Annotated in this window: 24 protein-coding genes and 2 pseudogenes; 11 read left to right on the top strand and 15 right to left on the bottom strand. The window is 40.2% G+C overall.

All coding sequences use genetic code 11. The annotated features are described in order from the left end of the window. The first annotated feature begins 282 nt into the window (after positions 1–282). From J8L97_RS05950 to J8L97_RS05940, 3 genes are all read left to right on the top strand, one after another. Positions 283–699: a hypothetical protein gene (locus J8L97_RS05950; protein WP_211048226.1), complete on the top strand. Its 417-nt coding sequence runs from the start codon at positions 283–285 to the stop codon at positions 697–699. Positions 700–1,260: 561 nt separating this feature from the next. Next, complete coding sequence (locus J8L97_RS05945; protein ID WP_211048225.1) at positions 1,261–2,895, top strand: methyl-accepting chemotaxis protein; 1,635 nt, start codon at positions 1,261–1,263, stop codon at positions 2,893–2,895. 307 nt (positions 2,896–3,202) lie between these two features. Further along, positions 3,203–3,682, top strand: a complete 480-nt coding sequence (locus tag J8L97_RS05940; protein ID WP_210994843.1) for an NYN domain-containing protein — start codon at positions 3,203–3,205, stop codon at positions 3,680–3,682. A gap of 283 nt (positions 3,683–3,965) precedes the next feature. Here the strand turns inward: J8L97_RS05940 and J8L97_RS05935 are convergent. From J8L97_RS05935 to dapA, 3 genes and pseudogenes are all read right to left on the bottom strand, one after another. Further along, a pseudogene (locus J8L97_RS05935) lies at positions 3,966–4,103 on the bottom strand (IS3 family transposase); the annotation flags it as partial. A gap of 834 nt (positions 4,104–4,937) precedes the next feature. Further along, entirely contained in the window at positions 4,938–6,251 is a 1,314-nt protein-coding gene (locus J8L97_RS05930) for a DEAD/DEAH box helicase (RefSeq protein WP_210994838.1), read from the bottom strand. Between the two features lie 56 nt (positions 6,252–6,307). Then, positions 6,308–7,222, bottom strand: coding sequence for a 4-hydroxy-tetrahydrodipicolinate synthase (gene dapA, locus J8L97_RS05925; RefSeq protein WP_211048224.1), 915 nt, complete (start codon positions 7,220–7,222; stop codon positions 6,308–6,310). A gap of 149 nt (positions 7,223–7,371) precedes the next feature. On the opposite strand from dapA, the gene J8L97_RS05920 reads away from it, so the two are divergent. Beyond that, the gene (locus J8L97_RS05920) at positions 7,372–8,025 is read left to right on the top strand and encodes a DUF6058 family natural product biosynthesis protein (protein ID WP_210994836.1); all 654 of its coding nucleotides are present in this window, start codon (positions 7,372–7,374) and stop codon (positions 8,023–8,025) included. A 20-nt stretch (positions 8,026–8,045) separates the two neighbouring features. Here J8L97_RS05920 and J8L97_RS05915 read toward each other — a convergent pair whose 3' ends face one another. Further along, positions 8,046–8,303: a hypothetical protein gene (locus tag J8L97_RS05915; RefSeq protein WP_404821726.1), complete on the bottom strand. Its 258-nt coding sequence runs from the start codon at positions 8,301–8,303 to the stop codon at positions 8,046–8,048. A 193-nt stretch (positions 8,304–8,496) separates the two neighbouring features. Between J8L97_RS05915 and J8L97_RS05910 the strand changes: the two genes are divergently transcribed. Next, the gene (locus J8L97_RS05910) at positions 8,497–8,748 is read left to right on the top strand and encodes a type B 50S ribosomal protein L31 (RefSeq protein WP_010361845.1); all 252 of its coding nucleotides are present in this window, start codon (positions 8,497–8,499) and stop codon (positions 8,746–8,748) included. A gap of 10 nt (positions 8,749–8,758) precedes the next feature. Beyond that, positions 8,759–8,899 carry a type B 50S ribosomal protein L36 gene (ykgO, locus tag J8L97_RS05905; protein WP_010361844.1) on the top strand — a complete coding sequence of 47 codons (141 nt, stop codon included), beginning with the start codon at positions 8,759–8,761 and terminating at the stop codon, positions 8,897–8,899. Positions 8,900–9,085: 186 nt separating this feature from the next. Here ykgO and J8L97_RS05900 read toward each other — a convergent pair whose 3' ends face one another. The 7 genes and pseudogenes from J8L97_RS05900 to J8L97_RS05885 all read right to left on the bottom strand — a co-directional run bounded on the left by J8L97_RS05900 (position 9,086) and on the right by J8L97_RS05885 (position 16,173). Further along, a complete protein-coding gene (locus J8L97_RS05900) occupies positions 9,086–11,170 on the bottom strand; it encodes a basic secretory protein-like protein (RefSeq protein WP_211048223.1) in 2,085 nt (694 codons plus the stop codon). Positions 11,171–11,183: 13 nt separating this feature from the next. Continuing rightward, complete coding sequence (locus tag J8L97_RS24040) at positions 11,184–11,999, bottom strand: TonB-dependent receptor (RefSeq protein WP_247688548.1); 816 nt, start codon at positions 11,997–11,999, stop codon at positions 11,184–11,186. A gap of 3 nt (positions 12,000–12,002) precedes the next feature. Then, positions 12,003–13,529, bottom strand: coding sequence for a TonB-dependent receptor (locus J8L97_RS24035; RefSeq protein WP_409455151.1), 1,527 nt, complete (start codon positions 13,527–13,529; stop codon positions 12,003–12,005). A 48-nt stretch (positions 13,530–13,577) separates the two neighbouring features. Beyond that, positions 13,578–13,685, bottom strand: a pseudogene (locus tag J8L97_RS24030) (hypothetical protein); the annotation flags it as partial. Positions 13,686–13,756: 71 nt separating this feature from the next. Continuing rightward, complete coding sequence (locus tag J8L97_RS23385) at positions 13,757–14,008, bottom strand: hypothetical protein (protein ID WP_247688547.1); 252 nt, start codon at positions 14,006–14,008, stop codon at positions 13,757–13,759. A gap of 140 nt (positions 14,009–14,148) precedes the next feature. After that, positions 14,149–15,606, bottom strand: a complete 1,458-nt coding sequence (locus J8L97_RS05890; protein ID WP_211048222.1) for a basic secretory family protein — start codon at positions 15,604–15,606, stop codon at positions 14,149–14,151. 180 nt (positions 15,607–15,786) lie between these two features. Further along, a complete protein-coding gene (locus J8L97_RS05885) occupies positions 15,787–16,173 on the bottom strand; it encodes a cytochrome b562 (protein WP_211048221.1) in 387 nt (128 codons plus the stop codon). A 146-nt stretch (positions 16,174–16,319) separates the two neighbouring features. Here J8L97_RS05885 and J8L97_RS05880 point away from each other — a divergent pair, with 146 nt between their 5' ends. The 3 genes from J8L97_RS05880 to J8L97_RS05870 all read left to right on the top strand — a co-directional run bounded on the left by J8L97_RS05880 (position 16,320) and on the right by J8L97_RS05870 (position 19,190). Next, positions 16,320–17,153 (top strand): substrate-binding domain-containing protein, encoded by an 834-nt coding sequence (locus J8L97_RS05880; RefSeq protein WP_211048220.1) that lies wholly within the window; start codon positions 16,320–16,322, stop codon positions 17,151–17,153. Between the two features lie 2 nt (positions 17,154–17,155). Beyond that, on the top strand, positions 17,156–17,368 hold the full coding sequence (locus J8L97_RS05875) for a hypothetical protein (protein ID WP_211048219.1): 213 nt from the start codon (positions 17,156–17,158) through the stop codon (positions 17,366–17,368). A 202-nt stretch (positions 17,369–17,570) separates the two neighbouring features. Then, the gene (locus J8L97_RS05870; protein ID WP_211048218.1) at positions 17,571–19,190 is read left to right on the top strand and encodes a S8 family serine peptidase; all 1,620 of its coding nucleotides are present in this window, start codon (positions 17,571–17,573) and stop codon (positions 19,188–19,190) included. A 56-nt stretch (positions 19,191–19,246) separates the two neighbouring features. Here the strand turns inward: J8L97_RS05870 and J8L97_RS05865 are convergent, their stop codons facing one another. The 3 genes from J8L97_RS05865 to J8L97_RS05855 form a co-directional block, all read right to left on the bottom strand. Continuing rightward, a complete protein-coding gene (locus tag J8L97_RS05865; protein WP_211048217.1) occupies positions 19,247–20,254 on the bottom strand; it encodes a phosphotransferase in 1,008 nt (335 codons plus the stop codon). Positions 20,255–20,357: 103 nt separating this feature from the next. Further along, on the bottom strand, positions 20,358–22,607 hold the full coding sequence (locus J8L97_RS05860) for an acyl-CoA dehydrogenase (RefSeq protein WP_211048216.1): 2,250 nt from the start codon (positions 22,605–22,607) through the stop codon (positions 20,358–20,360). A gap of 263 nt (positions 22,608–22,870) precedes the next feature. Next, entirely contained in the window at positions 22,871–23,797 is a 927-nt protein-coding gene (locus J8L97_RS05855; protein ID WP_211048215.1) for a DMT family transporter, read from the bottom strand. A 185-nt stretch (positions 23,798–23,982) separates the two neighbouring features. On the opposite strand from J8L97_RS05855, the gene J8L97_RS23380 reads away from it, so the two are divergent. After that, entirely contained in the window at positions 23,983–24,375 is a 393-nt protein-coding gene (locus J8L97_RS23380; protein ID WP_247688546.1) for a hypothetical protein, read from the top strand. Positions 24,376–24,380: 5 nt separating this feature from the next. Then, complete coding sequence (locus J8L97_RS23375) at positions 24,381–24,842, top strand: helix-turn-helix domain-containing protein (protein ID WP_247688545.1); 462 nt, start codon at positions 24,381–24,383, stop codon at positions 24,840–24,842. A gap of 10 nt (positions 24,843–24,852) precedes the next feature. On the opposite strand, the gene ybaK is transcribed toward J8L97_RS23375, so the two are convergent. Beyond that, positions 24,853–25,311, bottom strand: coding sequence for a Cys-tRNA(Pro) deacylase (ybaK, locus tag J8L97_RS05845; RefSeq protein WP_211048214.1), 459 nt, complete (start codon positions 25,309–25,311; stop codon positions 24,853–24,855). Between the last annotated feature and the right edge of the window lie 47 nt (positions 25,312–25,358).

Raw genomic sequence — 25,358 nt, 5'->3', positions numbered from 1 at the left:
TAGGGGTTTTCTCTACCTAAATTTATATACTGTGGTTGTCTACTTACTTATGTACCTTATTCGTATTTCTCAATGACGGTGTGCCATGTTAATTCTCTGTGCGGCACTTGAGTACCTTATCAGCGAATAAATTATGCCGCGCTTCATAAGAACCGACCTGGCCAACCAGCCCCCTTTGCATCCATTACCTCAAACCTTTGCACCAAAGGTGAATATGTTATACCATAACACTATAAGAAATAGCTTTACTTTTCACTTTTAAATATAATCATTAGGGAACGCATGGGATTACTTGATTTAAATACGTATACGAACAATCGAAAAATAGTTGCTGTTATAGCGATATTAATTAGTATAACTGCATGGTTGGTTGAGTTAATGGGCGCGGTGTATGTTTGCCCATATTGTCGGGTGCAAAGAACAGTAATTGGGATACTCGGGATCATACTTATACTCCCATTTGTATACCACTGGATGGTCAAATATATTGCTATTGTCATTGGATTGTTCGGCGCTGTCGTTGCAGCCAATCAACACTTCATGGGCTGGAAGAAAATCTCAGCAGGAACATTTGAATTTAACAACAACGTACTCATCGATCCCTTTCTCTTATCTGGTTGTGCGATGTTTTTAATTACCGGGCTGGTTTTACTCATCATCAATCTCGAAATGAATACTAAGCCCCCCTTAAACCACTAGGGTAGAAATCCGATACACTGCTATCAATAAATTCAGTGACGAGCTTACTCCCTATCATTTGTACAGTTCAAATGTTGAATTTAAAACAATGTTGTATCACTATGCAGCATTGTTCTATACCTTTTTACAACGGAAAGAACCAATCATAAAGTATTGTATTGAGTAGAGCATATTTATATATCTCCAATTATGAGTACACAACATGCTAATACCTAACATTAAGATATAAAGTATAAAAAACTAATTTCCCCCACTAAAATCGGCTCAAGGTAAACATACCTTCACTTAATTACAGGTTGTTAATCAAACATAAAACCATCCTTTATCACTATTAAACTTAACTCTTATTGTAAAGCATGCTCCCCATTTACATACCTTCACAATTTCAATAATGTGAATAATGAGATTTATTATCAATAACATAGTTACCTTTAACTGTGTGGACACTTAACAACGGCTCAGTTCCCTCTTTCATTATTACCGCTAAAGGGTACACTTGCGACCCAAAATGACAACGCTGTTTCAATTAGTTATCAAATCTCAATCAGTTGAAGGTAAATCATGTTAAAAGTAAATCACCTTTTGGGCCAATTAAGTGTGGCAAATAAGCTAAGACTCAGCATCATACTCGCAAGTATTATCATCATTGGAATTCAACTTACCTCAGCGAATAAACTTGAGGCAACCATGATCGCCGAAAGAAAAATACAAGCCCAAAATTTGGTTGGGACTTTGAATTCTCAAATTAACGCGATAAAGCTCAACCATGAACTCAATGAGGAACAGCAAAAACGCCAAGCCAAACAGCTAATTAACTCAACCAGATACGGCCAGTCAGGTTACTTTTTCATGTTTGATTTAGAGGGGAATATGATCACACACCCTATTAAACCAAAACTAAACGCCCAATCTATGACTTTGCACCCACAGGTATTCATTTCATCTGCATTTACAGACTTTGTGGCAAAAGCAAAATTCCAACACCAAGGGTTCGTTCAATACCTGTGGCCAAAACCAGGATCGACAGAGCAAGAAAGTAAAACATCGTATATTTACCGCTTAAGTCACTGGAATTGGGCCATTGGCACCGGTATATATTTGGCTGATGTTCACCAAGCTTATCAAGACATCCTAGTCCAAATAGTCATTGAAACATTGTTTTATATCGGCTTACTCGTATTTCTTTCACATGTTATTGCCAGAAACATCACCAAACCACTGACAAAACTCACCCGCACTATGGGACAAATCACCCAAAATAAAGATCTCACCATTCAATTAAAAAGCCAAGGTAATGATGAACTAACGATTATGGCTCGTACCTTCAACAGCATGAATCAACACTTTCGTGATGTACTCAACAATATTAACGGTAATACCCATTCACTCGCCTCTCAGGCTGAAGAACTTGCGTGTGTGACAAATCAAATTCAAACCGGTATTAAACAACAAAATACCGATACTGAATCTGTACAAAATAAAATATCGGCGCTAAGCGCATCATCAGAGTCGGTATTTTTACAAACACAGCATGCTTTAAAAACCGCTCAACAATCGTCGCAACTTACCGAACAAGGCATTGAACATTTGCAATCAAATATGGCTGCCATCGAAAAAGTGGCAGAAAGCGTATCTCAAGCAGAAAAAGTGGTTATCGATTTACAGCAATCATCGACTGAAATCGGCGCCGTGCTCGATGTGATAAATAAAGTGGCAGAACAAACCAACTTGCTCGCCTTAAACGCCGCAATAGAAGCCGCCAGAGCCGGTGAACAAGGCCGTGGGTTCGCTGTCGTTGCTGACGAGGTTAGAACACTCGCCATGCGCACCCAACAATCAACGGATGATATTCAAAATATAATTGCTAAGCTCCATCAAGGCGTCGCGGCCACCGTAACCGAAATGTTAACTTGCAAACGTGCAACTGAACAAGGGTTAGAAACAGGCTCTAGATGTAACGACACACTAAAAAGAATTGACTCAGCAGTAAAATCATTGAGTGAAATAAATATTAAAATTGCTACCTCTGCCCAAGTTCAAACACAAAATACCAGTGATATTGCCAATAGGATGAGTGGTATCGCCCTTGTTGCGAGTCAAACAGAAACTGGGGCGGAGCATACAAAGGCCTCAAGCCACAACTTAAGCGAAATGTCGCATCAGTTAAATCATCTGGTCAGTGAATTTAAAGTGTAGTGCGTGATCAGCCTTATTTTGGCGGCATTGGTCGCCAAATATATGCGCTTTTTCAAAGCCTTTGCAATATGCTTACAGCGGCCAATTTAACATTTACACTAAACGGGTCCGTTTTCGTGTCGTTATTCCACATTAATGCGGTCGTAACATTGTAAAAATGCCACCGAATACCAGCCCAAAAGAATTGCCTTGTCTACCAACACCGCGGCTAATCATATTATTCGGCACAAGTTTATCGTATCAATGACAAATAACTTCTAATACTATAAGGTACCGATTCTAAAAGAATAACCACTTAGGCTTAGCCATGAAAAAGATCGCAATTTTTGTCGATGTTCAAAATATCTATTACACCTGTAGACAATCTTTAGGTGGCAACTTTGATTACAATGCGTTTTGGGCACAAGCGAAAGAGTTTGGCCAAATTGAATATGCCTATGCCTATGCAACCTACAAAGGCGACGATAAACAAACTCAATTTCAAAATATTTTACGAGCAATTGGTTTTGAGGTGAAGCTGAAGCCCTATATTCAACGCCAAGATGGTTCAAAAAAAGGAGATTGGGATGTGGGTATTACCATTGATATGATGGAGGCGGCTAAAAAAGTTGATGAAATCATACTGTTATCTGGTGATGGCGACTTTGCCATTTTACTCGCACATTTACGTAATCAATATCAAATCAAAAGTACCGTTTATGGCGCGACCAAGTTAACCGCAAATTTACTCATTGAATCGTGCGACGACTTCATCCCGATAAATTCTTCATTATTATTGAACCGTTAGCCTTTGGTCAATAAGCAGCCGTGCTTTCACTAAACTAACAGCTCCTTGCTCAAAGCTTGCTTCGGAGCCTATTCATGACTTTCTATTTACACATTAATAGACCCTGACCTTCGTCAGGGAAACGAATACACTGTGCTTCACAATTCTTCGAATACAACGGCAAGCTGCAGTAACCGAAGCTCTTTTTTGTTCCTAAATTTAACGCTGTCTTTATTTTTTAATCTGTTTCTTTATGATTATGTACGTAAAAAGGGCCAGACCGTAAGTGTTCTACATAACTAATTTAGGACACTTTTCTTAAGGAATTTTGCTCATACTCTACCGGCGGCAGATCACCATTAGCTGTATGAAGTCGTTCTAAGCTGTAATAACGCATATACGCCATTACATCATTTCTCATATGTTCACGTGTTGGCTGTGGTTTTATAATCATAAAAGGCCACACAAAGCTAATGGTGGCAAACCGCCGTTGGCTGTAGCTTAACTCTCTATTTTTGATATCCATTAAAAATGGGAGGATTACCACCCCACCCAATTATGCAAGAAATTTGTGCCTGCCCTTTTTTATTTGTCTATTTGATAGCTGAGCTGAAAAAATTTACGATTCATTAATTATTGTCCCTTTTGTTACTTAACCGGCCCACTAGAGAGACAAAATGGTAAGCACATAATTATATGCTTACCATTGCAACACTACATCAGTATTTTCTTACTATGGAGTACTTTAAAGATACTACTTTCTGTCAGCCTGGCAATTCTAGAGGAAATTTGTGACTGCCCATCTTACTACTGATAGATAAATTACTGTGTTACCCAGCCCCTTTGTACCATTTGACGTCATTCTCTACTGCCTGCCTAAGGCGTATTTACTCCCTGTAAGGTTTGCATATTGTCGTCTAAAGCTTTGTACCTGCTCTATCCATACCGCTTCTTCTATAGTGAGAATCACCAATACTCTTGAAATAGGTTTTTTATATAACCTGTCTTTTTTGGGTGTACATGGCGACCACTCCAATCTACTAATTCTAAATAATCTAGTAGACTAAATGGGATGCGTGCTCTCCACCAAATGGTTTTAATGCCGCAGATTGGCTTATGTGGGCTCGGTCATCTTTTTGAGGGATACTATGGGAGGGATTTAATTGTGTTTTTTTATTGTATTTTATATGAGCTTTAAAGTGTAGTAATCGTTCTAGAATTGGACATAAAAATAGCGGACTAAGCCGCTATTTAATTCGATTAACTAGTTCTGACATTACTTCTCGAGACCTAGCTTAGTGCCTTTTACTTGCTTTCGTACATTTGCAATACGCGAACGGTTTTTAGCACGTGCTTCACCACTGGCTTGATTACTTGGCCTATTGCTGCGTGGCTGACGACGTTGGTGCGATTGCTTTTTGCTGAGCTTTTTAATCAAATTGTCGCGATTACTGACTTCGTAGCCCGGTAAGTAATAACGTTTAATTTGTTGCTCAATAAGCTCTTCAATATGAACCAATACTTGCTCTTCTTCGCGGGCAACAAAAGAGATTGCCTGTCCTTCATTGCCAGCACGACCCGTCCGACCAATGCGGTGTACGTAATCTTCTGCTAAATAAGGTAGGTCGTAGTTAACCACTCTCGGCAATCCTTCAATATCAATCCCACGCGCAGCAACTTCAGTGGCAACCAATACGCGCACTTTACCTTCTTTAAATTCACGCAGTGCACGTCGGCGCGCCCCTTGGGTTTTATCACCATGGCATACAATTGCCGGGATCCCATCAAGCATCAATTCATTCACCAAATCATCAGCAACGTCTTTCATATTGACGAACACTAATACTTGCTGCCAATTTTTCTTACCTATAAGCTCTGATAACAATTCTTGCTTTCTAGATTGCTCTACCGGATACACAACGTGTCGAACCGTGTCAGCCGTTGTATTTTCTGGTGTTACTTGCACATATTTAGGGTGTCTCAGTACCGACCCAGCAAATTGCTTCATTGCCGGCGGGAAGGTCGCTGAAAACAGTAATATTTGTTTGTCAGCATGGGTTAAATCGATGACTTGCTGAATGTCAGTTATGAACCCCATATCGAGCATGCGGTCGGCTTCATCTAACACCAAATGCTGAACATTTGCTAAGCTGATATTACCCAAGCGAATGTGGTCAAGTAAGCGTCCAGGCGTTGCAACAACAATGTCTACGCCAAGTGCAAGCTTATCAGCTTGGCCCGTTGTATTTACCCCACCAAAAAGTGATACCGTTTTAATATCAGTATATTGTGCAAACTCGTCGCAGTTTCGGCCGATCTGTTCAGCCAGTTCTCGCGTTGGTGCCAAGATAAGAGCACGCGGCGATTTAGTGGTAGCTTGTTGTGCACGCTGAGATTCAAGTAACTTTTGGATAATAGGGAGTGCGAATGCAGCTGTTTTACCCGTGCCAGTTTGCGCTGTCGCGAGTACATCATGCCCTTTTCGCACAACCGGAATAGCGGCTTGTTGTATTGGGGTTAAGGTAAGAAAGTTTATTTCGTCTAGTGCCTGTAGCAACAACGGAGAAAAACTAAAAGATTTAAAATTCATGAAAAAACCTGCGACCAATACTTAAGGGCCGCAGATTATACGTTATTTGTTGCGCCCTAACAAAGTTTTAATAGGGTTTCGTCTATGATATTTGCTTTACCCCCGACAACATCCGTTTCGTTGAGTGCGTTAATAAGCTCAACGCCCTGGCGCTGCTGCACACTATTCAATGGGACGTAAGGTAGGCGAAATACTGGTTTCACTGCGCCCGTCATAATTAATGCGCTATTTATCGCAATCGGGTTTGGCTCGCAAAACAACCAGTTCATCAATGGCGTTAATTGCTGATTTAGCTCAGGGTTTTTTCGGTCCATCAAATCACGAAACAAGCCAGGGATCAGGTTTGAAGTGACCGAGATCACGCCATGTGATTGATATAAATGCCGACCATCATGGGCTTCATCATCATTACCTGACCAACATGCAATTCCTTGCGATTCATAATGGCCGATGCGCTCATTACCACCGCACTCTTTTACACCAATAAAGTTTTTATGCTTTGCTAACGGTTCAATAATATCTGGTGTTAGGTCTTGCCCTGTTCTACCTGGAACATTGTAAACAAACGCAGGCCCTAACTCTAGTAATCGTTCAAAGTGTAGTTTTACACCCTCAATTGAAGTGCGTCCGTAATACGGGTTTATCTGCAATGCTGCATCCATACCAGATGCAAAACCATATTCTGTTGCTTTTATTGCTTCGCGAGTATTATTACTGCCTGTATTACCCACAATCACTAACTTATCTGCGAACTTATTTACGCTATGGGCAATAAGCATTAAATGCTCTTCCCAATTCATGAGTTGGCCTTCGCCCGTGGTGCCTCCAACAATAATACCGTCAACACCTGAATCTATCTGCGCTTCAACTAAGTGATCATACGCTTGTAAGTCAATTTCACCACTCATGGTATACGGCGTTTTAATTGCGGTGATTAAGCTTGCTTGTTTAATTGTTTGTATTGTTCGCATTTGGTTTTTTTGGCGTTGTATCATTTGGGCTATGTTTTACCATAAATAGTGGCAATATCCGAGTACTTCACGATGCAAAATAGTACTTGAATTATTAAATTTAATCATCCACAATAAAAACACTGTATATCTATCCAGTTTATTTTATTATGAGCTTACTTAGCCACCTAAATACCTATTTTTATAGTGTTGATGAATTGTGTCAAACGCTGAAAATTTCTGAAGATACATTATTTGAATGGCAGCAAAAGGGGTTATTCCCAAAACCATCATATAGTATTCAAAACAACATTAAATGTAGTTCTTACCTTGGGTTATATGAATGTGAGGAGTTTACAGACTTTTACCCGCGTGGTTGCGTTCAATGGGGCCAAGATTTAGCTAAACATACAGTACAAAGTTCATCACAAGCTTATGAGTTATATTATCAACAATATTTACAGACATTAAGTAAGTGCCAACAGCAAGGGCTTGCTTGCCATGACCCTCGGTTTAGCGATGACTTAGACGAACAAATACAAAGTAGCTGGCAACAATATTTATGCAGCAAATACGGCGCGATTAGCCAAAATGGGCTAATAGAAGAAATCGTTTACATTGAGCTTGGCAGAGCAATTGTTGATGAATTAACCGATGAACGCTCAGCCTCAAGTATTGACGTAGCGATACGCCCACAGTTACTTAAGGCTATAAAGCTGCTAAACCGTGCGATTAGTCATCAAGCCAAACACGAGCAAAATCTATCTTTGCGTGAGCGATACATCAACGCTTTAGTGGTTAAATATGACCTCAGCGTCAAGTAGCTCGGTGTATTTGACTGCTGTTATGCCTGCTCATAATGAGCTCGCATTACTTCAAATGCTTTTAATACAGCCAGTTGCTCTTTACACAGTGCGTCGTACCATGTATCAAATTTCTCATCGTCATCTTGCTCGCTCAGCACTTGGTACTGTGACAGCAACTCTATAATGTCGGTATGTGTACAGCTTAAACTGTCGAGTTGTTCACTCAATGCGGAGTGATCTTTATTTTTCAAAGTTGCAATAACAGTGTTATCCAACTGCTCATTGTCCTGCATCATAAGTGTTCCCTTTTCTTGTTGTTTTACTAGTTATAACAGGCTGAAAAGGAATTGGTACCCCCAAAGTGCTTGATTGCGCAACATTCACGCGATCTCTGTCGATAAATTTATAATTACTTTTAATTGTTGCAATCAATTCTTATTTAAAATACCATTCGTTATATTATAACAAAACATTATTTACGGAGTTTTTATGAAGCCTGGGATCCACCCTGATTACCAACAAGTTGCTTTTCACGATACCGCAGCTGATAGCTACTTTGTTGTAGGCTCAACAATCAAAACTGACAGAACCATTGAGTTGGAAGGTGTCACTTACCCTTATGTACCAATTGATGTTTCAAGTGAATCACATCCATTTTATACCGGTAAGCAAAAAGCCGTTGCCAGTGATGGACGTGTTGCTCAATTCAATAGAAGGTTTAAAAACTTAAGTACAAAGTAACGGAGGATTTATGAAAGTACTTAGCTCGCTAAAAAGTGCAAAGAACCGCCCTGGGTGCCAAGTGGTAAAAAGACGCGGTCGTGTGTTTGTAATTTGCAAAACTAACCCTCGCTTTAAAGCCGTTCAAGGTAAAGGCGGCTCTAAGAAATAATGAGGCCATCTTAACAAAGCAAAACCTCTACCAACGCGGTAGAGGTTTTTCTAGTTATAACTGCTAACCTGCAACGGCGCATTTTTAATGGTAAGTTAGCATAGAATATTAATTCACCTCCCTTACCAATAAATCTAACACGTTAAACAACAACCAATCATCGAGGTCATGCTACCGAGTGCGCTTTTATTCTTTTATGAGTAACGCAATTTCACCAATTTGCACCAACCTCCCTTCATCCCCTCCAATCTGATCTCCTGTTCGTTCATTATAAAAATCAAATCGAACTTGTGTGTAACTGTCTGGCGTTTGTACATCAAAGGTATAGGTTGTGCTCAACTGTGGTAACTCCGAAAAATTTTGTGTGTCTATTAATTTCCATGTTAGTCCATCATGAGAACCGTACACATCCCACCGACTCGGAAATCGAATTTCATTGTCTTTCGCTGTTGCAATTGAGTACTTTTCAACTATTTTTGCTTCTGGCAAGATAAAATCGGCGTAAACGCTACTTACATCAGCGATTGGCAATAAAGACGCAGCATACTCTGCAACCCACCAAGGTGCTTCTATTAGCGCATTAAACTTATTATTAATGTTATTATCTATCAACTCATCAGGGCCCTCATCCCAAATACCAATGTGCGTAGCGTTAGTTGTTACTAAGACGCCATCTTCAATTGATATATTTTGGTAACCCTCTACTGGCGTGGTAAATGGTGCCATTATCCCTTTCTCATCACTTAAGTACTGAATATATTCACTAAACACAGTATCGATGCCTCGCGCTTCACCAAATATGTGTTTAAATGCCAAATCAAAACTCCACTCTTCGAGTATTTTTGCACTGGCATTAAACTGTTTGATAAAGTCGATATTGCGATGGCTTTTAACCACCCACTCTAAAAAGAATGATGTTTGATTATAGGCGTCTTCATTGTAGTCTTTTACCCATGTAATGTTGGCTCGAGCATACTCATAAAAACCGGCTTCAATGCGAATAAAATTGGCCAAAGATTCTAAGTATGTATGGTAATCAGTACCGGTTATATACTGCCCAGTCTTCGGGCTGTTATTGTAACCATGCGTCAGCTCATGCCACAGTACCCCTAATATTTCTTCCCGCAACGCGTCATCACCTTGACTTTCTAACTTTGCTATATGGTTCAAGTCAAACATCAGTTCCATATGCTTATCTGACCCTCCTTTTGCTGCTGGGAAGTCATATTCATCAGTAATAAAAGTAACCGATTCGAATGTATTAATTTGTGTCACATTGTCAAAAAGTCGCTTGGCAATTTTAAGAGAAATATCTTGTATTACTGACTCTAAATCAGGCATTACTCGTTCAAGGGCCACTTGACCTGGGTGTGTAGGCTGTTTTCTCTCAAACGTGACACTTGGATTTTCAAACCCTTTCCAAGGCTCATTTTCATCCCATACACGTATGTAGTCTTCCTTTATAAGTGTTGACTCTCCTTTGTCATTTGCAGCAACCAAAGTAACCGATTTTGCACCAAGCGATGAAAACTTCACCAAGGGCGATTTTTCATTACTCGTTTCGGGCGTTCCTCCTTCAAATGTCCATTTCCAACTCGTTGGGTTGACTAATGATTCATCTTTGAATACCACTAATTCATCCATAGCTGGAGTCGTGTTAGTCGCTATAAATTCAACCAATGGTACATCTGATACCACCATTAATTGTATTTCAGCTAGCTGTAATATGTTGCTGCCATAGCTATCAGTACCACCATGCACCATTTCAAATTTAAAATGCTGATATTCAGTGGCTTCTTCGATGACAAAGGAGCGAGTTAAACCACGAAATTCAAATGCCTCATTTGAGCGAGAGTCTATTTCAACCCATTCAGATTTGTCATGAGACCCAAACACCACCCAATTCATCGGGTCACGTTTAGGTTCATCATTTGCAGAAATAAAATTGTACCCTTTTAATTCAAAGGGTTTCACAGACGAAAATACAATGGTGGCTTTGCCATCAAACGCCAAATATTTGGTCGCGCTATTACCATCAATTAAATTCGTTACTTGCTCTCCTGCTGGAGACGCGTTTACACCCTCTTGCAAGAATGCTTCAATTGTTGCCCCAGCGTCTTGAGCCATATTACGCTGAGCTGCGTCAACCACTGCACTTGACAATTCAGACGTGTCATTCTTTAACGTAGGAGTAAACCCTGATCCATCGTTACACCCGGTTAATACTGTGCATATTGCAAACATAACCGCTGGATATTTAAAATTAAACATAACTTGCACCTTATTAGAATTGGTAGGTTAAACGAAGGCTGAATTCACGCCCGATGCTGTCGTAACGACCGCCATGATAAAATGGATAACTACTGAACGTTTCATCTTGTGGCGGCATTGCATTTAATAAGTTTTTAACCGTAAATATCAGTCGAGTTTCATCATTAATATGTTGACCAAGGATTAAGTTGTGCTTTATCCAAGCGGGTAACTTTTGACGTTCTCCATATTCAGCGTTATTCCACATTTTCCCTTTGTACAGCATCAACCAACTCACAGAAGTGTCTCCTTGTTCCCACGTGGTCGCAAAAGAGCCAAGTTCTTTAAAGTCACGGTTATCTTGATCATTTAAAATATCAACAAGCGGGTCTTCCGCTTTTATACGCTCTTTTTTCTTTATCACTCTGTTGTAATCTGCTTTGTAGCGGAACGTTCCAAATTCAGTATCAAAAAAACCTCTAATCCCTAAATCAATTCCCGCATCTTGTCGCTCAGCGGCATTAATGTAACCCTCTTGAATCGTATGGGGCGTATATGCTAACCCAGCGATGCCATTACCTAACCTATCTACCCCTTTGCCATGTTCATCGTAGCGTTTAACTCGGTTGCGCATGTTATTACACAAACTCGAATCTGCTTTTTCACCGCCATTTTCGCACAACCACAATTTGTCTAAGATATACGTTGCATCAAGTTTTTTGATCTTATTTTCAATTTTAATCGAATAAAAATCGATGTTAAACGACAGTTCGTCTGAATATTCATACACCACACCCGCGGTAAATGAACTTCCCGTTTCCTCCTCTAAGGTCAAATCTCCTGCCGACATTGTTTAAAAATCAGCTTTCAGACGACTAATATTATTACTCGTTAAGTCTAAATCACCGGTAGCACACGTATGGGCAAGTGCTTGTGCATTATAGCCACCAGCTTGCTGTGTATTTATGAGCGTACGACAAGCATCAGCCGTGATCCGATCGTTTGATGAACCAAAATTACCGCTAAACCCTTGATACAATGACGACATATCTGGGCCTCTAAAAGTCGTACCAAAGGCACTTCTAATAACAATCTGCTCTGTTGGTTTGTAGGTTAAACCTAATTGCGATGTCATTGCCCCACCAACTTGGCTCGCATCATCGTAATAGTCATAACGCACCGCCGCTTCAGCACTCAGCTCTTGCGTGATAGGCACTAAAAACTCAAATGCCGCGGCATATCTGTCACGCTCTCCGTCTGTCACAACGCCAGTTAAACCAACAAATTGTTTATTCAGGATACGACTGTCGGGTGTTGCTCTAGTGCCCTCTCTCATTAACTCTATGTAAGCTGAAAACTGTAGTGGTCCTGCAGGTAACTCAAATAAATCCCCCGATAGATCCGCAGTGATGGTGTCATTAAACGAATTACCATCATATGTTGACCAATCCATTAACTCGCTGACACTGTCAGCCGTTACACCACCAAACCACAATTTATAGTTCGGACGATAAACCGCCATACCATCCACTTCACCGAGTTTAGGACCTTTGAGTCGTTTATTTCCTTCAACAGTGTGAGACAAATATCGGTCTGCAAAATCATAGTTTGCGTGGCTGTAACCAACAGAGTAATAAAACCCCGCGACTTCCCCTCTTAGACCGAAGTTAAATGACAAAGACTCGTCATTAAAAATACGTCCTAGGCCATCATCGGTGTATTCATCATCAGAGAGGACTCGCCACATGTACTTAACTGGCGCGCCATAGCCGCCATCTTTATTTTCGATGTCGGGATCCCAAAAGTTACCACCATGAATTGAATCTAAATGCCCCCATAGAAAAGGGTTTCGACGGCCCTTTTTGTCTTGTTGGATATAAAACCCATTAGCAAATAAACTCATAGACTCTGACAGAGCATATTCCGAATTCAGGTAAATACTGTAAGTTTCACTTTCATTTCTCAGTAACTTATCGCCAGTTTCATCCCAGCCACAACTTGGACCATAGCCATTACGGCTGACAAAATGTTGAATCGCTGACGGGTGCGGATTATCATCAGTATTACAAAATTGCTTCGAATATTGGTTTCTATATTCCGTGTTTTCTGCCCAGACTGTAATTGAGCGGTTCACTTCTTTATTCGCATCAGGATCGGGGTTATCCCATACACTGTCGTGAAAAGGTCGGTCTCCTGACAGCAATGCATCTTCTTTTTTGTATTCGAGTGCATAGTCAAATGTTAACTTGTCGCTTTTTGTTCCGCCGACAAACGTCAGCGATTTTTTGTCCCCTTTTCCATAAGTGTCTTGGCCAAATTTGGCATCAATAAAATGCCCATCTATGCCTTTTTTGGTGATAATATTTACCACACCCGCCATCGCGTCAGAGCCATAAATAGCGGATGCACCACCGGTTTGAATGTCAACCCTCTCCACCATAGCGGTCGGGATCATATCTAAATTAACAAAGTTAGTTTGACCACCAAAAGGCATGGGGTAATAGGCCAATCGCTTACCATTAACGAGTATAAGCGTATACTCTGGGCCTAAACCTCTTAGATTTAGCTCTTTCGCACCAGGCGTATAAGAACCTGTTTCAACTTCCCCTAGTACTGCCCCCCAGCTGCAACTGAACCCATAAGTGCATCATATACTGAGTCAAAACCGTTTCTCACCATATCAGATGAGCTAATACTATGGACATTGATTGCCCCTTCAACATCGACTCGCTTTATTCGAGACGACGTGACTTCTACTCGCTCAATTGTGTTAACACCATTGACTTCAGATGCCATACTTGAAGCAGCCATAGTCATCGCTATTGCAATTGGCGATAATCGACCTAAATTATTATTCATATTCAACCCATTGATTATTATTTTAAGTTAGAACCTTCCAGTTTAATGTTAAATAAAGTAAGAATCGAATTAAATTCTCTAAGTAAAACAAAAAGGAACGTTCCAATCATTAGCGCTGTTTAATTTCCTGTCAATGTATTTTATTCAATAATCGTCAATTGACTTCTGAGATGAGATTGATATTTATCCCACAATTGTTCAATATTTTCTTGCGTTACAACATGAATTGCCTTCTCAAAACTCCACTCATTCAGTTCTATTGCCGTTTGATTAAACCGGTACGTAAAGTCTGGGTATTGAGGTGCAAGCCAATGTAAAAAGAATCCTGTATTGGTATAGCCCCCCAGGTAACTTTCTGATAATTTTGGTTTTCGGGTTTTGTGATAACCAGCTTGAATACGAATTAAATCAGCCATTCCCTCAATAAAAGCATGAGCTTGGGGATCATCGTAACCTATTGATTTAGGAAAATGTTGATACCCATGCGTCAATTCATGCCACAATACACCAAGTAATTCATACTTAACGACCTCATCAGATTTATTGGCTAGACGCTCAGTGATATATTTAGAGCTAAATGCAATCTCCATATTGCTATCATCTCCCGCACGATAAGCAATAGTATCCATCCATTTCAAAGTGAAAGTAACTTGCTCGAAGTCGGGTAATTCTACAAAACTCTTGTAGAGCAATGGTGCTAGCTCTCTTGTCACCCGATCAATTGTGCGCTTAATATCAGGAAATAATCGAAGTAACCGTTTCGCACCTTCTGACTCACCGTCTTCAATAACAACTTTTACTTCAGGCGTTTCGTAACCTAGCCATGGGTGTGATTTATCGAGTACCTTAATGGCATTTCGTTGAACTACCCGACTCTCACCATAAATGTTTTTACTAGTCAGCGTAACCGAATAGCGACCAGGTTTGGGAAAGTACGCTTTTGCTTTATTGCCATGGGAGAATATTTTAGCACCAGGTACCAACCAATTTAGTGTTGCTGGCGTATTTTGAACCTGACCAACAATGTCGACGGGCTGATTAATTAAGGTTGTTGGTGTTGCTATTTCAAATTGTGCAACAGGTAAATTTGTTGGCGCGAACAGACTGAAGTCAGCCAACTGTAAATAGCTGTCCCCCCACGCTGTCGTGCCCTGCTGCGCCATATCTAACTTGAAAAATGTAAATTTACCGGGGTTGGTTACGACAAACCGTTTTACCTGCGTACGTTTTGCAAAATTGATATTGTCGCGAGAGTCTAACGTTTGCCAAACCTTAGCGTCATTTGACCCATACAAGGTCCATTGTTTTGGATCCCTCTCAGGTGCATCTGCTGCTGAAGTTAAGCTATACTCCAAAACCTGTTGCTTGTTATCGAACGCCAAAGATACCCAGCTACGCGCGTGTTTTGAAATAAACTTACTACGTAGCGATACATCAAACAGTTGCTCAACCCCTTCGTTTTCTATGAATGTTTCATACTGTGTGGCGGTCGTAAACGGACTTTGCTCCGTTATATCATATAATACGGTGTCTTTTGCAACCGAATGATTTGCTATACTCCCCGCTAACGCGGCCACTACAATAAACTTACACTGCATTCGTTATCTCCTATGAAGTTAAAACAACATTATTGGATCGTTCCTAATACAAAGCAAGCTTTAATTAATAAGAGGCTCTAGTCAAAAAAGTGATTGAAGAATACACTCGTTCTAATTTCTTATCCAAAAGTTCTATACATAGTTCAATGTGGATAATTCACCGTTAATATATGACTGAAATTAACCAAATAACAGTTGCCAAATACTGGGAGGCTCATGCAGCTTATGATATTCTTTTCTATAGCTATCAACTCTTTCTAAGGCCTTTTTGGCACTTTTAATATCATCATTTTCAGCGTACTTTTTCGCGACGGAAATGACGCTAAGCACTTTTTCTAACCCCTCGATTGATTGCTTTTGCAGATCTGGTTTAAATTGCTCTTTTTGAATATTTGATATCAAGGTAGCCATCGCTTCCAATGACATTAATAAATCGACTTTATTCTCTGCGTGCATAACTTTTTTGTAGCTCAAGCCAATATTTTTCATATCAACTGATAGTTCACTTGATTGTTGTGCACTCACCGATAAAGAAATTACACCGATGAGTAATAGTATTTTATACATAACGCCCCCATAATAGACAGACTGTATTATACCTGCTATCACGCATTAAAAAAATGCATTTGCCGTGTAAAGGGCCTTTACGAAACAACGTCGAAAGTCTGAATATGTGTCATAATAGTAAGTAAGATTCATTATTAGAATACACGATGAAATTGCCAATTATTAGCCTTGCATTTTTGTTTATATTTTCCTGCCACGCACTATCGAGTACAAAAGTTACTTTTATTAATCCAGGCTATGAGTTTGAAAACCCGACAGGAGACTTCTGGCTCAACGTTACCTTATTTATGCAAGCTGCGGCGGATGATTTAGATATACAGTTAACAGTACATTATGCTGAACGCAACCATATTGTTATGAAACAAATGGTTAGAAAAGCGCTACAAGATACCAGCAGCTATTTAATCTTAGTGGATGAAAAATCGGTAATTACAGACACGATCATAAACTCAACACAAACGCACCCCGCTATTGTTTTTCTATTGAACAAGCCGCATGATCAACAGATGAAACGCATCAATAGTAAAGGCTTTGGTATTCTTGGCAGCATAATGCCTGATAACTTTCAAGCAGGAAAGTTTCTTGCGCAACACCTCAACACCATTGTAACACCACCCAAGTCATATACACGTAATCAGATGATTGCATTGTTGGGTGAGACCGCCACTTTAGCAGCCAGAAACAGAGAACAAGGTCTCCTGAGCTATTCTAATAGGGAAACTAGCTTACAGTTAAAACAACGAATATCTGCTAACTGGTCTCATGATGAAGCGTTTCAACTCACGTTAGAGCTCATGCAACGGCTACCAGACACCAAAATTATTTGGGCAGCAAATGATGCAATGGCAATGGGATCAGTTCAAGCACTTGAGAAGCTCGGTGTTCGTAAAAAAGTCAAAGTTGGGGGTATCAATTGGGACAAAAACCAACATCTCGCATTAGATGCTTCGGTTGGTGGACATGTCACTCTGGGGGATTAGCCATGGTGAAAATTTATGACCATGCTCGCAATGAAAAGCCAATACAGAGTGAAGAACTGTACCCGATATTCGACGTGTTTAGTGAAAAATACATGCCATTGTATCGAGCAATACATGACAAAAATGTTACAGAAATTGACTTTACACAATTCTCTGAGACAGCGAGCTCCCCTTTGAATTATAACCTAGATGTCTTAAATGGTTTTTTTAAATAACTTAAAAATTTCCAAAATAAACAAATTAATAAATAGCTAATGTAAACAACATATATATATCAAATTAAAAACCCCGAATTACCATCATTATTAAAATTTAATACCACCAATTTATTATTGGGTAAATTACACACAATTGACACTGAACTAATTACCTGTTTTATTTACAGCCGTTAACAACATGTAACTAAGGTAATAGAAAATGAAAAATATGGTTTCAACAAGCTTAAAAATGACAGCGCTATCAGCGTGTATATGTGCATCTCTAACTGCGCACGCTCAAGATACTCAACGCGTGATAGTAACGCTAAAGTCACAAGCGGTTAATGCTCACTTACCAGTTAAAATGTCTGGTCAAGAATTAACGTCTTTCAAACAGCAAACTTTGGCTGAGTTTGCTAGCTCAGTTAACTCTCCAGCACTTTCAACGCTGCCAAGTGTGAATGGCTTTGTAGCTGAAGTAACTCAAGAGCAAATGACTCAGCTGGCTGAAAGTGATGATGTTGCGTTGGTTGAAGTAGATCCAAAACGCTATTTAATGGCTGAATCAACCCCTTACGGTATTGGTATGGTCCAAGCGAACCAACTTGCAGATACGATGAGCGGTAATCGTAAAGTGTGTATCATGGATACCGGTTATACACTGAATCACCCAGATCTTCCTAGCACTGGAATCACAGGTAACGATGGCCATGGCAGCAATAATACTGGCAACTGGTATAACGATGGTAATGGTCACGGGACGCACGTGGCGGGTACAATCGCGGCGGTTGGCGGCAATGGCCAAGGCGTTGTAGGTGTGAATCCATCAGGTCAACTTGGACTCCATATCGTTAAAGTATTTAACGACCAAGGACGTTGGGCTTATGGTTCAGATTTAATTAAAGCCATTGAACAATGTGAAGCTGCTGGCGCAAATGTAACAAGTATGAGTTTAGGTGGTAGTGGTAGTTCTACAGCAGAGCGTAATGCGTTCCAAGCGAGTTACAACCGTGGTGTTTTACACATTGCAGCCGCTGGTAATGGCGGAAATAGCAGCCTAAGTTACCCAGCGTCATATGATGATGTTGTATCTGTTGCAGCCGTTGATAGTGGCGAAAACAAAGCCTCTTTCTCACAATATAATAGCCAAGTTGAAATTGCGGGGCCAGGTGTTGGCGTTAATTCTACTTGGAATAACAATGGCTATAAGAGTATCAGTGGCACATCAATGGCAACGCCACACGTTTCAGGTGTCGCCGCACTCGTATGGAGTCACTATCCTCAATGTACCAACAAGCAGATCCGTAACATCTTAAATGTTACAGCCAAAGATAAAGGTGCTGCGGGTAAAGATACCTCATACGGATATGGTATTGTGCAAGCTAAAGCAGCATATGACTATATTGCCCAAAATGGCTGTAATGGTGACCCAGTTGTTACACCAGTGGCTAACTTTTCACATAACGCATCTGGTTTAACTGTCAGCTTCAGTAATTCATCAACAAATGCACAAAGCTACAATTGGAGCTTCGGTGATGGGTCTAGCAGTTCCGCGACATCCCCTAATCACACTTATGCGGCTGCTGGTAGCTACCAAGTAACTTTGACTGCGACAGGCGCAGACCAGAAAACCTCTTCAAAAACAGCGACAGTTACTGTAACCGACGGTTCAACGGGCGGCGGTTGTCAAGGAGTTGAAGCATGGAATAGTTCGAAGTACTACCGTGTAGGCGACAAGGTTGCATACAAAAACAATGAGTATGCTGCAATTTGGTGGTCACGAGGCGCACAACCAGACGTGTTCTCTAACGTTTGGCGCCGTGGTGCTTCGTGTAAATAATAGCATTATTGATTAATACCTTGGGCGCTGTGTTTGTCACAGCGCCTTTTTGCCAATTACAATACCATCTGTGCCACAGCCGTTTTTGACTGCATTTTCATATAGGGGTTGATCTTGGAATGATCTGGCTTCCAACCAAGTAAAAAACGATAAAAGTCAGCCCATATGATAGGCCATGCTTCACGCCATGACTGTTCGATATGTTGAATAACACGCAGCTCGAACCTATTGTACAAAGCAAGTTGTAATACCTCAAAATAAAACTCGAGTAACATATCACAATGCTCAGTTAACTGTTCAGCATTGAATACACTGGTAAAAAATAACATCACATCTTGCAGACCAATACCTTTCCCTACGTACTGAAAATCATAGCCAATAACCATTTGTTGATTTAAAGCAAAGTTCGCGAGTTTCGCATCACCATGGATCAGTGTTTTAAATGGACTATTTGTTATTATTGTATCCATCTGAGCTGCATGAATTTTCTCTGGGCAATCCGCCATTTTACGATACTCGTCAGGTCTAGTTGCTAAGTGCCAGTAGCCGCCCTGAGACCACAGCTTTTGTTCAATTAAGGGACTGCTTACGCCTAAGAATGTGCCGTGAAATCGAGCCAGCCAAGTAATAATCCCTTTAATATCAGCTAGACTTGCAATTTCAGGGGTCACAAAACCAGAAACAGAAAAATCTCTAAAAACCAATGTATTACTAACATCTGATGATGCAGACCAAATTAATTCAGGTACATCAATGTGAGCAGGTAACGCCGCAGTAATAAATTGATAAAAGTCCATTTCAACGGCATATGACTTGGCCTTCCGCTGCTTTGCTATATCGGTTTGCATAATATGCCGATGTTTCAGTGAGTCAGGTACAAATGTATGTTTAATAACAACATCTTGCCCATCAATATTGGCTTTAATGATTGAGCCACACCCACTCCACAATGTGTGTATATCATCGTAGAGTGTAACCTGATCAAACGCATTTTTTAATTGCTTTAAATATACCGTCATACTTGTTCTAAACGTCACCCCATTTTTGCGTACCCTATCACGCATGTCATTTATTATCATCAAACGAAAACAATAAAAAAACCTCGATGATACATCGAGGTTTTTGAGTAGTTAAGCGCTGATACAGCGAGCGCTTAGGCATTGTTGACTAGCTTGCTTGTTTTACCTGCTCAATAGGCTGAGCATTGTCATCTAACAAATTCATATCAAAGTCGAATTCGTCAACACGAATCGCTTTTTCACGCTTTTTATTATAATCAACTAATTGTGCATACTCTTGCGCATTAATTAAACTCGCTGCCAAGGCATTATCCAACGTTTCACCGAAACGAACTCCTGGTTTAATGTCTTTTTTACGCAGTGCTTTTTTAACTTTAGATAGTAAATCTAAACACGCTAATTTTGCTTTGTATGCTTGTTCATTTATGTCGTGTCCGTCACCTGGGCTCGGTTTTACCAAATGCGTAAGCTGCGCTTTGAAAGCCGTATCTTGCTGTGCCGCTTTGGCTAGTTCACGTATCATATCATCTGATATTGCTGGCATTTTATGTCTAAATTGCAAAGTAATTGTACGCATTACTTTACGTGCTGCTGGAGCTGGGAAGTTATCTAAAAACTTGTGAAGTGCATTCTCTGCGCTTTGCAATGACCAACGAGTTGCATAATGAAAATATGGTGCAGCTGATTGTCTATCGCTCACGGCAACTTTCTGTTCATAATACTTAATTGCTGCCATCGCACCATACAAATGGCTCATCACATCACCTAAACGGGCCGACAACATTTCAGCTTGCTTTAGCTTTCCACCTAATACCAGTAAAGAGAAATCCGCATAAACTGCCAGTTTCGCTGATAACTGATGCACCGCCTTTTCGTATTGCTGCACTTCAGGCAAAGTCGATGTGCTACTCGCAGTAAACGGCATCAAGCCTAAGCCGAATGCTCTCAAACCATTACCAACACTATAGCCTACCGTTTTTCTAAAAATTTTATTAAATGTTTTATCTGCTGATTTATCTTGACTGTGTATAGATTCAACCATCGATTGTAAATATGGGTGACATCGCATGACACCTTGACCAAAGATCATTAAGTTTCTGGTAAGGATATTTGCTCCCTCAACGGTGATCGCTATAGGTTGTGCAACATAACCGCTTGCTAGCGTATTTTGAGGCCCATTTTGAATCGCTTTACCCGCTTGAATATCCATTGCAGAATCAAGCACATCTCGACCAATTTCGGTCATATGATATTTTGCAATTGCAGTGACTACAGATGGCTTAAGACCCATGCCTAAACCTTCGGTTGTTAATACTCGCATCGACTCTTGTAAATAGGTTTTACCTGCAATATCAGCAAGCTTCTCTTGAATACCTTCAAATTGTCCGATGGACAAACCAAATTGTTCACGCACAGCGGCATATTCTGATGCAGACTTGAAAGACACTTGACTCGTGGAAACCCCCAAGGCAGGTAAAGAAATACCACGGCCTGCGCCTAAACAACTGACCAGCATTTGCCATCCTCGGCCAATATTTTCTTGGCCACCAATGATAAATTCCATCGGGATGAACACTTTATTACCGCGCGTTGTTCCGTTGTAGAATCGTATCCCCATAGGATCATGGCGATTACCTAGCTCTACTCCTGGGTGAGATTTAGGAATTAACGCACACGTTATGCCCAAGTGCTCTTTGCCTCCTAAAATCCCTTCAGGATCTTCCACTTTAAATGCAAGCCCTAAAACGGTCGCGATTGGTGCGAGTGTGATATAGCGTTTATTCCATGTCACTTCCATACCAATAACTTCTTTTCCTTCATACATGCCTTTGGTAACAATCCCACAATCTGGGATCCCACCAGCATCTGAACCAGCCTCAGGACTTGTTAACGCAAAACAAGGAATTTCACGTCCATTTGCCAATCGAGGTAAATAATGGGCTTGTTGTTCTTTGGTGCCATAATGGAGTAATAGTTCACCAGGCCCCAATGAATTTGGTACCATTACCGTCACTGCAACTGCTGAAGACTTGGTTGCAATTGTGCCTACAATGGTTGAATTTGCATAAGGGCTAAACTCTAAACCACCAAACGATTTGGGAATGATCAAAGAAAAAAATCGCTCTTTTTTCAAAAACTCTAAAATGTGATCAGGCAAGTGTTTACTGTTTTGAATAACCGAGTCGTCTACCATTGCCATAAGCTCTTTGACAGGGCCGTCTAGAAATGCTTGTTCCTCATTAGATAACTTCGCTTCAGGAACGGCACGTAATGCATCAAAGTCAGGTTTACCGCGGTAAATCGACCCTTCTAACCAAACGTCCCCTGCGTCTAATGCCTCTTGTTCAGTTACTGAAATACTCGGTAATACTTTTTTTAATTGTGTTCTTAAGCTCATAATCAACTCATCCGACCAGGTAGATATAAGTACATTACTGCATAAAAATCAGTTTAGATCAAATACTCAATAATTATTTTTATACTCTCTCTCAATAACACAATTGCATTCATCAAACTAAAACATTAATAATCATAATGTTACAATTTAAAAATTAAATTTAATCAATTTTATTTAAATCTCGTATTTAGCATCAGTGAAGTAACTTTTCTGGTAAAAATACCGTTAGTCATTACGTCACTGAGTAAGAATAGAGAGTTCAGTTATTGATCCGTCAACCTTACAGGTCGCCATTTAAACAAACGAATTGCTAAATTGAACATGTCTTCGTGCATACGTGAAACCACATTGCCTAGGCAAATTAGGACAAGTCCAACACCAGCGCTAAACGTCCAAATATATCCTTCAAATATGCTCGACATCGTTAATGCAATAACTGGCGTGCAAACTAAAATATAAGCCGCATTACTGGCACCTATACGATTAACAAGCACTAGAAATGCGGTAAAGCCAAGGACCGAGGCAGGAATAGATAAGTACAGCAAACTACCGATATACAAAGTAGTAAGCTCAAAGTTGAAATTCAATTGTTTGAAGAATATGATTGAGAGCAAACATACACATCCGTAAATCATTGCGTAACTGGTTGCTGTGAATGGCCGAATGCCCTTATTTGTATTTTTAACGCTCAGCATGTTACCTATGGAAAAACACCATGTGCCAACCAATGAATAAAGTACGCCATACAACGTATTTAAAGATAGCTGCAAAGTAGACAGCTCGTTCGCAAATAAAAAACCTATACCCACTAACCCACATAACATACCTAAAACAAAATTAAAGGTAATAGGTGCACCAAAAAAGAGTCGCCCATGAATACTATTAAAAAGTGGCGCTGTTGCCATCAGTAAAGCAACTAACCCACTGGGTATATACGATGTTGCGACATAAAATGCGATAAAATTAAAACAAAATAAGCTCGCGCCTTGCAGAGCAAACCAAACGTGATCTTGACCAGATGTATGCTGCAACTTATTCATAAGCTTACCCATCACCAGCATAATGACGGCAGCAATGAAAAATCGGTAAAATATCGACACTTCTAAGGCGACATCCCCTTGCTGCCACTTAATTGCAATCCACGATAACCCCCAAACAAACACCAACAAAAAATATAAAATTAACGACATTATTTTTGTACTCCTAAGCAATAATGTCATTAAGTATGTCTCGTTGGAGCAAATGGATATGTCACGTTATTGCCGAAATTAACATGATCTTGCGGTTATTACGTATAGCTTCCAGCACAAGTAATTGCGACTAACAAACACTTAAGATAAGCTAAATTTTAAGAATAAATAGTATGTAGAGACACATGCCAAACAAAAATCCCCATGTCAGTTTTGCGCAATCGAAAAAACAGTGTGTTAGGCATACTCTGCTGCGTAATGAAGTCGAATGGTCACACTACACAAATCAGTACGAGCGGTTGTATTACCAAAACCAACAACAACATACCTTGAGTATGTACCTTAATGGCGGCTATGAAACACACCGTACCGATGTGCCTTCCTCTAATGGTGCACCAGGACGATTTTGTCTTATGCCACAAAATAGTGAAAGTCGCTGGGAAATTGGTGTTCCTCAAGAGTTTGTTCATTTATATTTTAGTGATGCACACCTCAAACATACCGCACTCAAAGTATTCGATATTGATCCACGACAAGTTTGCCTACCAGAACGAATTTTTTTGAAAACGCTAAGTTAGAAACCTTGTTCCGTCACCAAATTAACGACACTGACTGGTATGATAAGCACAACATATTGGCAATAGAACAATTCACCGATACTATCCTTGTCAGCGTATTACAAAGTTTAGAGTTAAAAAATACACGAAGAATCATCACCGGAGGGCTTTCACCGAAAAAAGCCAAGCAAGTGACCGATTTTATCCATGGTAACTTTAGTCGCCAAATATTGTTGTCTGAACTAGCTGATTTAGCCGAACTCAGCGAATATCATTTCTGTCGTATGTTTAAGTTAAATTTTGCCCAAACTCCTCAGCGATATTTAATGTCGATAAGAATTGAGTATGCAAAAATGGCCCTAGAAACCTCAGAGCACTCACTCGCTCAGATTGCGTTACTATGTGGTTTTGCAAATCAAAGCCATTTTGGTCGAAATTTCAAGCAACATGTTGGTGTAACACCCAGCCTATATCGGCGCCAAATATAACGATTGATAGCTAAAAATGTGCAAATTCAGCACGACATACCCGCAATAAATCCAATGGAGGCACTTTTACTTCAACGCCTCTTCGCCCTGCACTGACATAAATATGGGCATGATACTCAGCGCTATAATGTAGCAATGTTTTTAGTCGCTTTTTTTGTGCTAAGGGGCTGATCCCACCGACCACATACCCAGTACTCGTTTGTGCTTGCTGTACATCGGCCAGCACTGCTTTTTTGCCCTTGCACGCCTTTGCGTAAGCTTTCAAATCCACTCTATGCGTTGATGGTAATATCGCCACATGTAAAACACCATCCACATTAATTAAGAGGGTTTTAAATACTTCCTCAGGATTTAAACCGAGTTGTTCCACCGCTTCCTCTGCAAAGTTTACAGAAGTTTTCAGGTGCTTAAATTGCAATACCTCAAATGGTATTCGGTATTTTTCCAATAACCTTATTGCTGGTGTCATAAGATCCCCTTTGCAGCGTCTACACATCAATATGCCCTACTAGATTA

The organism is Pseudoalteromonas sp. MMG012, assembly GCF_018100875.1.
Classification (GTDB): domain Bacteria; phylum Pseudomonadota; class Gammaproteobacteria; order Enterobacterales; family Alteromonadaceae; genus Pseudoalteromonas; species Pseudoalteromonas aurantia.
Note: the sequence above shows the minus strand (reverse complement) of the source record. Positions and strands in the feature narration are given on the sequence as shown.